This window comes from Brevundimonas sp., from assembly GCF_044336875.1.
Lineage (GTDB): Bacteria > Pseudomonadota > Alphaproteobacteria > Caulobacterales > Caulobacteraceae > Brevundimonas.
The window spans coordinates 107748-122335 of record NZ_JBIIOP010000008.1 but is presented as its reverse complement, the minus strand read 5'-3'; the positions used below and the strand labels follow the sequence as shown (position 1 = coordinate 122335).

General features: G+C 67.6%; 15 protein-coding genes. 11 read left to right on the top strand and 4 right to left on the bottom strand.

Annotated elements, in window-relative coordinates; genetic code table 11:
* The first annotated feature begins 100 nt into the window (after positions 1-100).
* From ACIQ1T_RS11750 to ACIQ1T_RS11705, 10 genes are all read left to right on the top strand, one after another.
* Positions 101-1693: a cytochrome ubiquinol oxidase subunit I gene (locus ACIQ1T_RS11750; protein ID WP_395944752.1), complete on the top strand. Its 1593-nt coding sequence runs from the start codon at positions 101-103 to the stop codon at positions 1691-1693.
* A 26-nt stretch (positions 1694-1719) separates the two neighbouring features.
* Positions 1720-2868, top strand: coding sequence for a cytochrome d ubiquinol oxidase subunit II (cydB, locus tag ACIQ1T_RS11745; protein WP_395944734.1), 1149 nt, complete (start codon positions 1720-1722; stop codon positions 2866-2868).
* A gap of 19 nt (positions 2869-2887) precedes the next feature.
* A complete protein-coding gene (gene cydX, locus ACIQ1T_RS11740) occupies positions 2888-3034 on the top strand; it encodes a cytochrome bd-I oxidase subunit CydX (protein ID WP_395944733.1) in 147 nt (48 codons plus the stop codon).
* On the top strand, positions 3021-4400 hold the full coding sequence (hemN, locus tag ACIQ1T_RS11735) for an oxygen-independent coproporphyrinogen III oxidase (RefSeq protein ID WP_395944732.1): 1380 nt from the start codon (positions 3021-3023) through the stop codon (positions 4398-4400). Before cydX ends, hemN begins: the two co-directional genes overlap by 14 nt.
* A 123-nt stretch (positions 4401-4523) precedes the next feature.
* The gene (locus ACIQ1T_RS11730) at positions 4524-5189 is read left to right on the top strand and encodes an OmpW family protein (protein ID WP_395944731.1); all 666 of its coding nucleotides are present in this window, start codon (positions 4524-4526) and stop codon (positions 5187-5189) included.
* 152 nt (positions 5190-5341) lie between these two features.
* A complete protein-coding gene (locus ACIQ1T_RS11725; RefSeq protein WP_395944730.1) occupies positions 5342-6286 on the top strand; it encodes a DUF808 domain-containing protein in 945 nt (314 codons plus the stop codon).
* 84 nt (positions 6287-6370) lie between these two features.
* Positions 6371-8071, top strand: a complete 1701-nt coding sequence (locus tag ACIQ1T_RS11720) for an alkaline phosphatase family protein (RefSeq protein ID WP_395944729.1) — start codon at positions 6371-6373, stop codon at positions 8069-8071.
* Between the two features lie 142 nt (positions 8072-8213).
* Positions 8214-9656: a pyruvate kinase gene (pyk, locus tag ACIQ1T_RS11715; protein WP_395944728.1), complete on the top strand. Its 1443-nt coding sequence runs from the start codon at positions 8214-8216 to the stop codon at positions 9654-9656.
* A gap of 89 nt (positions 9657-9745) precedes the next feature.
* Positions 9746-10783, top strand: a complete 1038-nt coding sequence (locus tag ACIQ1T_RS11710; RefSeq protein ID WP_395944727.1) for a DNA adenine methylase — start codon at positions 9746-9748, stop codon at positions 10781-10783.
* 117 nt (positions 10784-10900) lie between these two features.
* The gene (locus tag ACIQ1T_RS11705; protein WP_395944726.1) at positions 10901-11164 is read left to right on the top strand and encodes a hypothetical protein; all 264 of its coding nucleotides are present in this window, start codon (positions 10901-10903) and stop codon (positions 11162-11164) included.
* Positions 11165-11254: 90 nt separating this feature from the next.
* On the opposite strand, the gene ACIQ1T_RS11700 is transcribed toward ACIQ1T_RS11705, so the two are convergent.
* The 4 genes from ACIQ1T_RS11700 to ACIQ1T_RS11685 form a co-directional block, all read right to left on the bottom strand.
* Entirely contained in the window at positions 11255-11902 is a 648-nt protein-coding gene (locus ACIQ1T_RS11700; RefSeq protein WP_395944725.1) for a ribonuclease HII, read from the bottom strand.
* Positions 11883-12491, bottom strand: a complete 609-nt coding sequence (locus tag ACIQ1T_RS11695; protein WP_395944724.1) for a DNA-3-methyladenine glycosylase I — start codon at positions 12489-12491, stop codon at positions 11883-11885. The genes ACIQ1T_RS11700 and ACIQ1T_RS11695 overlap by 20 nt, the downstream gene beginning before the upstream one ends.
* A gap of 187 nt (positions 12492-12678) precedes the next feature.
* Positions 12679-13437 (bottom strand): 3-oxoacyl-ACP reductase, encoded by a 759-nt coding sequence (locus tag ACIQ1T_RS11690; RefSeq protein WP_395944723.1) that lies wholly within the window; start codon positions 13435-13437, stop codon positions 12679-12681.
* An 8-nt stretch (positions 13438-13445) separates the two neighbouring features.
* Entirely contained in the window at positions 13446-14249 is an 804-nt protein-coding gene (locus ACIQ1T_RS11685) for a YgfZ/GcvT domain-containing protein (RefSeq protein WP_395944722.1), read from the bottom strand.
* A 131-nt stretch (positions 14250-14380) separates the two neighbouring features.
* Between ACIQ1T_RS11685 and ACIQ1T_RS11680 the strand changes: the two genes are divergently transcribed.
* The gene (locus ACIQ1T_RS11680) at positions 14381-14587 is read left to right on the top strand and encodes a hypothetical protein (protein WP_395944721.1); all 207 of its coding nucleotides are present in this window, start codon (positions 14381-14383) and stop codon (positions 14585-14587) included.
* The last annotated feature ends 1 nt before the right edge of the window (position 14588 follow it).

Here is a 14588-nt window from a genome sequence, read left to right as displayed (position 1 = left end):
CAGGGGGCTTTGATCGAAATCAAGGCGACCGTCCCGCCATGCTTCTAGGGCGGATGAAACGTCGGTCGTCGTGGCCGGCGGCTTAGGAGCCCAAGCCATGATCGACCTCGCGGTCGTCGACCTATCCAGGCTGCAGTTCGCGCTGACAGCCCTCTACCACTTCCTGATCGTGCCCCTGACCCTGGGCATGTCCTTCATGCTGGTGATCATGGAGTCGATCTATGTGATCACCCGCCGGCCGATCTGGCGCACCATCACCCGTTTCTGGGGCGTCTGCTTCGGCATCAACTTCGCCCTGGGCGTCGCGACGGGCATCACCATGGAGTTCCAGTTCGGCATGAACTGGAGCTATTTCTCCCACTATGTCGGCGACATCTTCGGGGCCCCGCTGGCCATCGAAGGGCTGATGGCCTTCTTCCTGGAGGCGACCTTCATCGGCCTGATGTTCTTCGGCTGGGAGAAGCTGAAGCCGTCGGCCCACCTGTTCGTCACCTTCATGGTCGCCCTGGGCACCAATCTGTCGGCGGTCTGGATCCTGGTCGCCAACGGCTGGATGCAGAATCCGGTCGGCGCCGAGTTCAATCCGGACTCGATGCGGATGGAGGTGGTCGACTTCATGGCCGTGGTCTTCAACCCGGTGGCCCAGGCCAAGTTCGTCCACACCGTCAGCGCCGGCTATGTCCTGGCCTCGGTCTTCGTGCTGGGCATCTCGGCCTTCTATCTGCTGAAGGGCAAGCACGTCGGCTTCGCCAAGCGGTCAATGACGGTGGCCTCGGCCTTCGGTCTGGCGGCGTCCCTGTCGGTCGTCGTCCTGGGCGACCAGTCGGGCTATGCCCTGACCGATAACCAGAAGATGAAGCTGGCCGCCCTGGAAGCCATGTGGCGCACCGAGCCGGCGCCCGCCGGCCTGACCCTGATCGGCATCCCCAGCATGAAGGACCGCGAGACCCATTACGGCGTCCATATCCCCTGGGTAATGGGCCTGATCGCCACCCGCACCATCGACAAGCCGGTCGAGGGCATCTTCGAACTGGTCGCCACAGCCGAGGATCGCATTGAGTCCGGCGTCATCGCCTATGACGCCCTGGAGAAGGTCAAGGCCAATCCGGCCGACGCCACCGCGCGCGGCGTGTTCGAACTGCACCGCCGCGACCTGGGTTACGGCCTGCTGCTGAAGCGCCATGTCGCCGATCCGCGTCAGGCCTCGCCCGAGCTGATCAAACAGGCGGCGTGGGAGACGGTGCCGAACGTGCCGCTGCTGTTCTGGACCTTCCGTCTGATGGCAGGGATCGGCATGTTCCTGATCGCCATGTTCGCCACGGCCTTCGTCCTGTGCACGATGCGCAAGCACGAGACCAAATGGTTCCTGCGCCTGGCCCTGTTCGCCATGCCCCTGCCGTGGATCGCGATCGAGTCCGGCTGGATCCTGGCCGAGATGGGGCGCCAGCCCTGGGCGGTCGAAGGCGTGCTGCCGACCTTCCTCGGCGCCTCGTCCCTGAGCGTGCCGCAGCTGTGGGCCACCATCATCGGCTTCACCGCCCTGTACGGCGCCCTGGCCGTGGTCATGGTCAAGGTCATGCTCCTCGCCATCAAGAAGGGGCCGTTCCACGAGCAGGAACAGTTCGCGGCGCCTGCGCCTGACGCTCCGACCCAAACACCTGCGGGGCGCCCCGTCGCGCCGGCCGTGGCCTGAACCAGAGAGACTTAGGACATCCGACCATGGATCTTCCCCTCGACTTCGCAACCCTGCGGCTGATCTGGTGGGCCCTTCTGGGGGTTCTGCTGATCGGCTTCGCCCTGACCGACGGTTTCGACCTGGGCGTCGGCTCCCTCCTGCCCTTCGTCGCCAAGACGGATGAAGAGCGCCGCATGGTGATCAACACCATCGGCGCGACCTGGGAGGGCAACCAGGTGTGGTTCATCCTGGGCGGCGGCGCCATCTTCGCCGCCTGGCCCTTCGTCTATGCGGTCAGCTTCTCCGGCTTCTACCTGGCCATGTTCCTGGTGCTGTCGGCCCTGATCCTGCGGCCGGTGTCGTTCAAGTATCGCTCAAAGCGGGACTCGGCGGCCTGGCGGTCCTTCTGGGACTGGGGCCTGTTCATCGGCGGCTTCGTGCCGGCCCTGGTGTTCGGCGTGGCCGTCGGCAACGTCCTGCTGGGCGCGCCCTTCCATCTGGATAGCGATCTGCGCAGCTTCTACGACGGCACCCTGCTGGGTCTGTTCACCCCCTTCAGCCTGATCGCCGGCCTGCTGTCGGTGGCCATGCTGGTGCTGCACGGCGCCGCCTGGCTGTCGGTCAAGGCCGAGCAGGGGCCTGTGCTGGATCGGGCCCGCCTGATCGGCACGGTCGCCGGGGTTCTGGCCGTCATTCTGTTCGCCGTCGGCGGCCTGTTCGTCGCCCAGGGCGGCATGGGCTTCCGCATCGTCGGCGAGGTGGATGTCCAGGGCTTCTCCAACCCGCTGCGCACGACCGTCGAGGCCGCGCCCGGCGCCTGGATGGACAACTACGGCCGCTATCCGTGGATGCTGATCGCTCCGGCGCTGGGCTTCCTGGGCGCCCTGGCGGGGCTGGCGGGGATGTGGACCCGGTCCGCGCCCCTGGCCTTCGGCGGATCCTCGCTGTCCGCGGTCGGCATCATCTCGACCGTCGGCCTGTCGATGTTCCCCTTCATCCTGCCCAGCTCGATCGACCCGCAGTCCAGCCTGACGCTGTGGAACGCCTCGTCCAGCCACATGACCCTGTTCATCATGCTGATCTGCACGGTGATCTTCCTGCCGCTGATCCTGATCTACACCGCTTGGGTCTATCGCGTGCTGTGGGGCCGGACCTCGACCGCCGCCCTCAAGACCAACCCCGACCTGTACTGAGCCAGAGGAGCATCAAGCCATGTGGTATTTCGCCTGGATCCTGGGCCTCGGCCTGGCCCTAACCTTCGGCGTCCTGAACGGCGTCTGGCACGAGTTCCACCTGTTCGACGAGGGCGACCTCGGACAGTCGGTGGATGCAGCGGAAGAGGGCGATGTTCCCCTCTAGTCCCGCAGGCCTCTCGGTGCGTGAGCTGATCGCTCGCTATGACGCCCACGCGCCGCGTTACACCTCCTATCCGACGGCGGCGCAGTTCACGCCCGCCGTCGGGGCGGCCGACTGGGGGGCGTGGCTTCGCGCTGCGCCCCTCGACCGCGCCGTGTCCCTGTATCTGCACATCCCCTTCTGCAAGCGGCTGTGCTGGTACTGCGGCTGCAACACCCGGGCGATGAACCGGGTCGCGCCGATGACCACCTATGTCGACCTGCTGCTGAAGGAGGCCGATCTGGTGCTGGCCCGGATCGGCGATCGCCGCGTGCGGGTCGGTTCGATCCATCTGGGCGGCGGCACGCCCAACATGCTTCCGCCCGAGGAGCTGGAACGCCTGTTCGCCGGGCTGGCGGCGCGTTTCGACTTGGGCGACTGTTTCGAGATCGCGGCCGAACTGGACCCTGAGGTCCTGACACAGGACTGGGCCGAGGCCGCCGGCCGCATCGGCCTGAGCCGCGCCAGCCTGGGGGTGCAGGACCTATCGCCCCAGGTGCAGGCGGCGGTGAACCGTCCCGAATCCTTCGACACCATCCGCTGGGCCGCCGAGACCCTGCGCGCCCAGGGCGTGACCTCGCTGAACCTCGACCTGATGTACGGCCTGCCGCTGCAGGCGGTCGAGAACGTCATCACCACGGTGGCCCAGGTCGCCACTCTGAGGCCCGACCGGATCGCCTTGTTCGGCTATGCCCATGTGCCGTGGATGAAGCCGCACCAGAGGCTGATCCACGACCACGACCTGCCCGGCGCCGAGGCGCGCTTCGCCCAGAGCCAGGCGGCGTCCCGCTATCTGGTGCAGAAGGGTTGGCAGGCCATCGGTCTGGATCATTTCGCCTTGCCGCACGACTCCATGGCCGCCGCCGCGCGGGCCGGACGTCTGCGTCGCAACTTCCAGGGCTATACGACGGACGAGGCGCCGGTGCTGATCGGCCTGGGCGCCTCGTCGATCAGTCGCACGCCCCAGGGCTTCGTCCAGAACCTGACGCAGGAGCGGGACTGGCGCGCGGCGGTGGACGCCGAAGACCTGCCGGTCGCGCGCGGCGTGGCGGTCGATCCGCGTGACGCCTTCCTGGGCGAGATCATCGAACGGCTGATGTGCGACTTCACCGTCGACGTCGCCGAGGTCGCCCGGCGGCGGGGGCGGGAAATCTCCGAAGCCGCCTCGGCCTGGCCGCGTCTGCTGCGGTTCCAGCTGGACGAACTGGCCGAGGTGGACGGTTCGACCATCACGGTCACCGAACGGGGCAAACCCTTTGTCCGGGCGGTGTGCGCCGCTTTCGACCCGGCGGCCGCCGACATCGAGGGACGCCACGCCCGCGTCGTCTGACTGGACAGATTGTCCTACCATCCCAAGGGTTTGCGCTGGATCAAGGTCGGGGTGAAGGATGGGGCGCATCACCCCCTCCAAGACGCCCGGACAGGCCGCATGAGGCGGCAGCGGGCGTCGGGGATGAGCAAGATGAAACTGAAGACCCTGATCCTCTCGGCCGTCGCCGCCGCGGCCTTCGCAGCGCCCGCCATGGCCCAGACCAACACGGCCTGGGAAATGCCCAAGAAGGGCGACTGGATCGTCACAGGCCGCGTCACCGACGTCTTCTCCGAAGCCGACAACGCCATCACCACCGCCGCCGGCGCCGATTCCGGCCTGAAGGTCGATGTGGGCGACAGCGTGATGCCGACCCTGGGCTTCACCTATTTCCTGACCGACCATCTGGCGATCGAGGCGATCCTGGGCACGACCAAACACGAGATCCGCGCCCAGGGCGGCGACACCGACGTGGCCGTTCACGAAACCTGGGTCCTGCCGCCGGTGGTGACGCTGCAGTATCGTCCGCTGACGGAAGGTCGTTTCAGCCCCTATGTCGGCGCGGGCGTCAACTACATGCTGTTCTACAGCGGCGAGGACAAGAACGGCTTCACCGTCGATCTGGACGACGGCTTCGGCTACGCCCTGCAGGCAGGCGCCGACGTGGGCATTCACGGGCCGTGGAGTCTGAACGTCGACGTAAAGAAGGTGTGGTTCAACACCGACGCCGACGTGAACAACGGCGCGCTGAAAAGCGACGTGGATCTGGACCCCTGGGTCGTTTCCGTGGGGGTTGGCCGTAAGTTCTAAACACAATCGGAAATGCGTTCGAAAGAAAGCCCCGCCGGTCCGACCGGCGGGGCTTTCGCCTTTGAACCTGTGCGGTTCGCTCGACAAACGGCCAGACGGGTCTTAGGCGAGGAACGGCCGCATGTTGCGGCGCAACCTTCGAGGAACGCCCCATGCCGTCTGGACTGATCGCCCTGCTCGACGATGTCGCCGGGATCGCCAAGATGGCGGCCGCCTCGATCGACGACGTGGGCGCTGCGGCCGGCAAGGCCTCGACCAAGGCGGCGGGCGTGGTGGTGGACGATGCGGCGGTGACGCCGCGCTATGTCACCGGCCTGGAGCCCAGCCGCGAACTGCCCATCATCGGCAAGATCGCGGTGGGATCGTTCCGCAACAAGCTGATCTTCATCCTGCCGGCGGCCCTTCTGCTGAGCGCCTTCGCCCCCTGGGCCATCACGCCGATCCTGATGTGCGGCGGGACCTATCTGTGTTTCGAAGGGGCCGAGAAGCTGCTGGAAGCCTTCGGTCACGGCGGCCATGAGGAGGCCGCGCCGAAGACCGGAGACGCGGCGGCGCTGGAGAAGACCACAGTGTCGGGCGCGGTTCGCACCGACCTCATCCTTTCGGCCGAGATCATGGCCATCGCCCTGGCCGACGTGGCCGCCCAGCCGATCCTGACCCAGGCGGCGGTGCTGGCGGTGGTCGGCGTGGCCATGACCATTGTCGTCTATGGCGTGGTCGGCCTGATCGTGAAGATGGACGACATCGGCCTGCATCTGGCCCAGCGTCCGAACGGCGGGGTGCGCGCGCTCGGACGCGGCCTGGTCAAGGGCATGCCCATGGTGATGAACGCCCTGTCTGTCATCGGCACCGCCGCCATGCTGTGGGTCGGCGGCGGCATACTGGTGCACGGGACCCACACGCTGGGCTTGCATTGGCCGGCCGAGCCTCTTGAGCATCTGGCCCATTCGTTCGGCGCCGTCTTCGGTCCTCTGCATGGCGTCATGAGCTGGCTGGTCACGGCTCTGGGATCGGCGATCATCGGCGTGATCGTCGGCGGTTTGGTCGTCCTGCTGGTTCACCAGATCGGCCGGCTGCGATCGCGGGAATCGCACTAGGGAACCGCCGCCGGGGCTGTTGCTGTCACGCTACTGCAATCCTCGCCCGCTAGAGCCCCGGTCGCCCGTCGTTGGAGTAAGCTGATGTCCCTGCCGCGTACCGCCGCCCTTGCGGCCCTGGCCGCCCTCTCGCTGGGAGCCGTCACGGCGCCCGCTCTGGCTCAGACCGCGCCGGTTTCGCAGGCTTCCGCCGCCGCCCTGACGCCGCCCAAGCTGATCGTGACCATCGTGGTCGACCAGTTCAGCGCCAATCTTTTCGACCAGTATCGCGGCCGCTACACCGGCGGCCTGCGTCGCATGGCCGATCAGGGCCTGGTGTCGATCAACGGCTATCAGACCCACGGCTTGACCGAGACCTGCCCCGGCCACTCGACTGTCTTGACCGGCATGCATCCGGTCGAAACCGGCATTCCGGCCAACGACTGGATCGACGGCAAGACCGGCAAGGAGGTCTATTGCCTGGCCGCGCCGCAAAACCATCTGGCGCACGGTCGGGACGACACCGACAACGGCCCGGTCGGGACCGAGCAGTTGCGCGCCACGACCGTGGGCGACTGGCTGAAGTCGGTCAGCCCGGACAGCAAGGTCTTCGCCGTCTCGGGCAAGGATCGCGGCGCCATCAACCTGGCCGGTCATCAGGGGCAGGCCTTCTGGTTCACCGACGGCTTCGGCCTGACCACCTTCGTCGAACCGGGCCAGACGGCAGAGGCCAAGCTGGCGCCCGTCGTCGCCTTCAATACGAGGTTCAACGCCTGGATGGCGGCGAACCCGGTGCGCTGGGACTATCAGAACGAGGGCTGCCGCGCCCTGGCCGGCGACTGGACCATCCGCGGCCAGACCTTCCATTCCCAACTGCCGCCGGCCGGACTCAAGTTCGACAACTCGCCCCTGCTGGACGAGCAGACGCTGAAGGCCGCCGAATATTTGATGGACAGCCAGAAGCTGGGCCAGGGCGCGGCGACGGACATGCTGGGCGTCAGCCTGTCGGCGACCGACCGCATCGGCCACGCCTACGGCACCCAGGGGCCGGAAATGTGCGAGCAGATGTATCGTCTGGACGCCGCCCTGGGCGCCTTCCTCGACAAGCTGGCCCAGGTGCCGGGCGGCGCCCTGATGGTGCTGACGGCCGATCACGGCGGTTCGGACTTTGTCGAACGCCTGCACGCCCACGGCTATCCGCACGCCCGCCGTCTGGATGTCGACGCCATCCAGGCGGTCAACACGACGCTGAAGACCCGCTTCAATCTGGCGGCCGATCCGCTGCAGATGGGCGGCAGCGGCCTGATGGTGGCCGACGCGGACCACAAATCCCTGCCGGATTCGTTGCGGACCCAGGTGGCCGAGGCGGCGGTCGAGATGCTGCGCGTTCTGCCTGACGTCGCCTTCGCCGAGACCCGCGATCGTCTGCTGGCCGAACCGATCCCGGACAGCCGCCAGCCCGAGATGCTGACGATCCGCGAACGGATGCGCCTGTCGACCGTGGCCGAGCGGTCGCCGGACATCCAGTTCGCCCTGGCCCAGAACGTCAACGGCGGCGGCCGTGTCGGCGGCACCCTGTCGGGGCACGGCACGCCCTTCGAGTTCGATCGCCGCGTGCCGATCATCTTCTGGTGGCCGGGCGCCCACGGCGAGGAGCGGTTCCTGCCGATCCGCACCGTCGACATCGCCCCGACCCTGGCCCATGTCATGGGCGTTCCTGCACCTGAGGTCGAAGGCCGCTGCATCGACCTGAACGGCTTCGCTGTGGCCGACTGCCCGGCGACGGAATTGACGCCGGGGCGATAAACTCTCGTTTCGCGCTCGTAAACTCGTGTTTCCCGGCGGGGGCACGACCTTACGTTGAGGGCGTTTCATCGGCAGAAGGGGGCAAATCGTCCAGGTCGTCTCGTCTCGGGCGGCCCCCAGAAGCGAAAACAGGAAACGTCCCATGAACAGAGCCCGCCGCGCGCGCATCGTCGCGACCCTGGGTCCCGCAAGCCGCGCCCCCGGCACGGTCAAGGCTCTGGCCCAGGCCGGTGTCGACGTGTTCCGCCTGAACTTCAGCCATGGTTCGCACGAGGACCACGCCGCCGCTCTGAAGGCCGTGCGCGGCGCCGAGATGGCGCTGCAGCGGCCGCTGGGCGTGCTGGCCGATCTGCAGGGGCCGAAGCTGCGTCTGGGCCGGTTCAAGGACGTCGAGATCTCGGTCAAGCCGGGCCACACCATGCGCTTCGATCTGGATCCGACGCCCGGCGACGCGACCCGGGTGCAGATGCCCCACCCGGAAATCTTCAAGGCCCTGCGCGAGGGCATGCTGCTGCTGCTGGATGACGGCCGCGTGCGGCTGCGCGTCGGCAAGCGCGCCGACGACTGGGCCGATGTGACGGTCGAGAGCGGCTCGAAACTGTCGGATCGCAAGGGTGTGGCGGTGCCGGAGGCGGTGATCCCGGTCTCGGCCCTCACGCCCAAGGACCGCGAGGATCTGGCCTTCGCCCTGCGTCAGGGCGTGGACTGGGTGGCGCTGAGCTTCGTGCAGAAGCCCGAGGACATGGCCGAACTGAAGCGGATCGTGAACGGTCAGGCCGCCTGCCTGGCTAAGATCGAGAAGCCGGCGGCCCTGGCCGATCTGGAGGCCATCCTGGATTATTGCGACGGGGTCATGGTGGCGCGTGGCGACCTGGGCGTCGAACTGGACCCCGAGGACGTGCCGGTGGCGCAGAAGCAGATCGTTCGCGCCGCCCGTAATCGCGGCGTGCCGGTGATCGTGGCCACGCAAATGCTGGAGTCGATGACCAGCGCCCCGGCCCCGACCCGGGCCGAGGCGACCGATGTGGCCAACGCCGTCTATGAGGGCGCCGACGCCCTGATGCTGTCGGCCGAGACGGCCTCGGGCGACTACCCGCTGGAATCGGTGGGCATCATGAGCCGGATCATCGAGCGGGTGGAGAAGGACCCGATGTGGCCCAAGCTGATGGGGGCCGAGCACGCCGATATGGACGAGCACGACGTCGACGCTCTGGTGGCGGCTGCGGCCAAGGCGGCGAACGCCCCCTCGACCGGTTGCATGGTGGTGTTCACCACCCTGGGCGGCACGGCGCGGCGGATGGCGCGCGAGCGGCCGCTGAAACCGATTCTGGTGCTGACGCCCAATCCGAACACGGCGCGGCGCCTGGCCCTGGTCTGGGGGCTGGAGCCGCGACTGGGTCAGCAGCCGGACTCGCTCGAGGCCGTGACCGACGATGCGGTGAACAGCGCGGTCAAATATGGCCTGGCCGATCCGGGGCAGCGCATCCTGATCCTGGCCGGAACGCCGTTCGGGGCGCCAGGGGCGGCCAACCTGCTGCGGCTGGCCCATGCGCCGGCGGCCAAGGCCAGGGCGCGCAAGAAGTAGGCGCGGGCTGCGTCGTCTTGGGCTGGTAAGGGTAATGCTGGCGCACGGAACGTATGGCGCTACTGTGCCGGGATGAATCGGCGGCCTGCATGATCAAGTACATCGGCTCCAAGCGCGCCCTGCTGGGGCATGTGACCGGCGCGGTGGCGGGGGTGCTGCCGCAGGGCGGGCGGGTGTGCGATCTTTTTTCAGGCACGGCGCGGGTCGGGCACGCGTTGAAGAAACAGGGGTTCCAGGTCTGGTCCAACGACCTGAACGCCTATGCCCATATGCTGGCCACGGCCTATGTCCAGGCGGATCGTGAGCGGTGGATCGACAAGGCCGAGACGGTGCTGGACGAGCTGCGCTTGGTAAAGCCCGAGGCCGGCTGGTTCACTCAGGCCTTCTGCCACGACGCCCGCTTCTTCCATCCCGATAACGGGGCGGTGATCGACGCCATGCGCGACCGGATCGAGGTCATGGATCTGGAGCCCGAGTTGAAGGCCGTCGTCCTGGTCAGTCTGATGGAGGCGGCCGACCGCGTCGATTCCACGGCCGGGGTGCAGATGGCCTATATGAAGCAATGGGCCCCCAGGGCGCTGAAGCCGCTGGTGTTGCGTACGCCGGATCTCCTGCCGGCCGTAGGCGGGCCGTGCCGGGCGACGCGGGGGGACGCAGTCGAGATGGCCGAACAGGTCGAGGCGGACCTGGTCTATCTGGACCCGCCCTACAATCAGCATTCCTATTTGGCCAACTACCACTGCTGGGAAAGCCTGGTGCTGTGGGACCGGCCGGAAACCTATGGGATCGCCAACAAGCGGGTTGACGTGAAGACCCGCAAGAGCGCCTTCAACAGCCGACCCGGCATCGGCCCGGCCCTGCGGTCGGTGGTCGAGCGGATCAGAGCCCCCAATCTGATCGTCAGCTTCAATGACGAGGGCTATCTGAGCCGCGCCGATCTGGTCGAGATGCTGTCGTCGCGCGGTCATGTGCAGGTGGTGGAGATCGCCCACCCGCGTTACGTCGGCGCGCGCATCGGCATCCATAATCCCAAGGGGGTCAAGGTGGGCCAGGTGGGGCGTCTGAAGAACGTCGAACACCTCTTTGTGGTGACCGACCGGCCGTTGGAGTTGCCGGTCGCCGCCTGATTTCCCTTAAATCTACAGCCATCTGTGATGGGAACCCGACTCACGGGAGCCCGTTGTCACGGCATGGAAACGAGAGCGACATCCACAACCAGGCCCGCCCGCGAAGACGATTATCGCGTGGGTCCGGCCGCGCCGGGCGGCGAGGCGAAGTCGTGGGTCTCGGATCGGCCGGCCTCGCCGGAGGCCGTGCGCGAGCGGCCGCGGGTCTATACCCATACGGCCGAGAATTTCGGACGTTGCGACGCGATCAACGCCGAGAAGACTGAGGTTCCGGATGTCGAGCCCAGCCTGCGCCCGCCGCCGCAATGGATGTTGCTGCTGGCCGGTGCAGCGGTCGCGGCCCTGATGGGCGCCCTGCTGGGCGGAATGATGCACATCTGACTAATCGCTCCCGGCCGATCAGGGGGGGCGACCGATCTTGGCGACAAGGTCTCGCTCACAGACCGCTCGGCGACGCGTCGAGTGCGGTTCTCATGCTCGTTCCAGCAGCGTCTTGATCGGCGCCCAACTCCGACGGTGAGCCGGGCAGAGGCCCAGGGCGTTCAGGCCCGCTGTATGGGCGGGGGCGTTGTAGCCCTTGTGGCCGGCGAAGCCGTAGCCGGGATACTGGGCGTCCAGGTCGATCATCAGTCGGTCGCGGGCGGTCTTGGCCAGGATCGAGGCCGCTGCGATCGACAGGGACAGACCGTCGCCGCCGACCACGGTCTGGATCTCGCACGGCAGCTTGAACCGATAGTTGCCGTCCACCAGGGCGGCGACCGGCTGTAGCGTCAGGGACTCGATGGCGCGGCACATGGCCAGGCCCGTGGCGTGCAGGATGTTGAGTTCGTCGATCTCCTCGACCGAGGCGAAGCCGACGCCCCAGGCCAGAGCGCGGGCCTTGATCTCGGGCTCCAGTGCGGCCCGGCGTTTTTCGGTCAGGGCCTTGGAGTCGTCTATGCCCGGCGGCAGGTCGTCGGGGTTCAGGATCACCGCCCCCGCCGAGACCGGGCCGGCCCAGGGGCCGCGCCCTGCCTCGTCCACCCCGCAGACCAGACCGCCGACACGGGCGGACAAGGCGGTTTCCAGCAACAGGGTGGGGGGCGTCTTAAGCAGAGTCTTACGCGGGGTCTGGGCCATGGCCCGCCATCGCACGAACCTGGGCGTGGCGGAAGCAGGTCGTCTGGTGGTCGTTGATCATGCCGACCGCCTGCATGAAGGCATAGACGATCACCGGGCCGCAGAAGTTGAAGCCGCGCTTCTTCAGCGCCTTGGCCATGGCGACCGATTGCTCGGTCTGGGTCGGAGCCTGGCGGAAGTCGGCGTAGGGGGTGTGGATCGGTTCGCCGCCGACGAAGGACCACAGCCATTCGGAAAAGTCCTCGCCATTGTCGCGCATCTCCAGCCAGATCCGCGCGCCGTTGATGGCGGCGTTGATCTTGGCGCGCGAGCGGATGATGCGGGCGTCGCCCAGCAGCCGCTGGATGTCGTCTTCGCCGTAGCGAGCGACGATCTCGGGATCGAAACCGTCGAAGGCGTCGCGGATGCCCTCGCGCTTGCGCAGGATGGTGATCCAGGCGAGGCCGGCCTGGAAGCCGTCCAGCACCAGCTTCTCCCACAGGGCGCGGGCGTCGCGCTCCGGCACGCCCCATTCGGTGTCGTGATAGGCGACATAGAGCGGGTCGGTCCCGCACCAGCCGCAACGGCCCTCTGTGATCGAGTCGGTCATGATGCGATGTTGCTGGTTTGTTCGCGATATTCAAGACCCTCTCCCGCTTGCGGGAGAGGTAGCCCGGCGTTCGCGAAGCGAACCAGGGCGGAGAGGGGAGTTTCGCGAAACTCCCCCGATCGTCAGCCGTCTCGCTGCGCTCGCCGAGCTGCTGCTTCCCCCGCAAGCGGAGGAAGGTCTTCCTGCCTCAATCCCGCACCAATCCCCCGTCCACGACCAGGTTCTGTCCCGTCACCGCCCGGCTCCACGGCGAGGCGAAGAACAGCACCGCGTCGGCGAACTCCTCCGGCGTGGTCACTGACCGCAGCGGCGTCATGCCGGCGATCAGGTCGAACACCGCGTCCGGCGTCGCGGCGCTGGCGTCGGTGGTCCGTAGCAGGCCGCCGGAGACCATGTTGACGGTGATCCCCTCCGGCCCCAGGTCGGCCGAGGCAGTGCGGGTCAGGCTCAGCAGGGCGGCCTTGGCGGCGGTGTAGTCGTGATAGGGCACGACCGGGTTCTGGAACAGGTTGGTGCCGATATTGACCACGCGGCCGAACCCGCCGGCGGCCATGCCGGGCACCGTGGCCTGGATCAGGTTCAGGGCGCCGCGCACCACGGTCGAGAACTGGGCCGCCAGCTCGTCCCAGCCGATGTCGGTCATCTGGGACCGGGCGTCGCCGTTGAAACTGTAGTCCAGGGCGTTGTTGACGACGGTGGTCACGGGGGCGCCGAACCGGGCCTGGGCGGCGGCGACCATGGCGTCGACGGCGGCGCGGTCGGCCACGTCGGCCTGCAGCGCTACGGCGCGGTCGCCGATCTCGACGGCCAGGGCTTCGGCCGCATCCCCGCTGGCGCGCCAGTTGATCACGACGCGGGCGCCTTCACGCGCGAAGGCCCGGACGGCGGCGGCGCCGACGCCGCGCGCGCCGCCGGTGACGAGGACGATCTGGTCGGCGATCTTCATGGGACGACTCACGCGTTGGAGGAGGGGACCATGTCGTCGCCCATCCAGGCGGGCCGACGCAAGCGCACCGGACGGCCGTCGACGGTCAGGTCGCCGTCGATCCGGTCCAGCCGCACCAGGGCCATGACCGATCCGTCGCGCCCCGACAGAACCTCGCCCGCCCGCAATTCGCCCTTCAGCACCTCGGCGCCGAAGGCAGGCGGCGGCCCGTCGAAGTCGAGCGGCAGCATCCGGTTCTTGATCACGCCCCGCCGCTTCATCCGCGAGGTCGTCTCTTGACCGACGAAACAGCCCTTGTGGAAGTCGATGCCGTTCAGCAGGTCGAAATCGGCCTCGATCGGATAAGTCTTGTCCTGAGGCGCATCGGCGGCGGGGTCCGGCACGCCGACCGCCAGGCGGTGGACCTGATAGTCGGCTTCACTGGAGTCCGGAGCGGCCTCGCCGTACAGGCGGCCGCCCATCAGCGGGGTGCGGGGATCAGGGACAAAGCCCGGCGCGGGATCAGGCCAGGCGGCGAAAACCGGGCGTTCGTCGGCCGCGACCTCGACCTTGGCGCGAAGCCTGTACATCGACAGTCGCTGCAACAGGGCGTCGCGGCGTTCGGCGGCGACGTCCAGCAAAACGCCGTCGGCCTCGCCCAGAATGAACAGGTCGAACAGCAGGCGGCCGGGCGGCGACAGCAGGGCGGCGAAGCGGAGCTCGCCCGTGTTCAGCGTCTCCACATCCTGGGTCAGCAGATTGTGCAGGAAGGGTTTGGCCTCGTCGCCCGTAACGGAGATGAGGGCGCGGGTGTCGAGACGGGCGATGGGCATGGGGTCAAGATAGGGGCCGAGGTTCGGCTTCAGAAGCCTGTGGCGAGAGAAAAGCCGGCCGAGCGTGCGGCCGTGGGGAGCCTGCACCGCCGTGGCGCGTTGAGAGTGAATAGCGATACGCGAGAGACCTCATGTCCGAGCAAGCATCCGTCATCGAAATACAGGCCGAAGAGGCGGCGCTGAACCGGCTTTGGCTCAGCCACGGGTTCGGACAGCCGCCCGTGGATCACCTGGACATGAAACGCCAGTTCCTCAACCGGATCGGGGTGGGCGACGACCAGATCCAGGCCCTGGTCTGCCGAGAGATCGCCAGGTTCGAGGCCGAAGCCGCCGAATAGG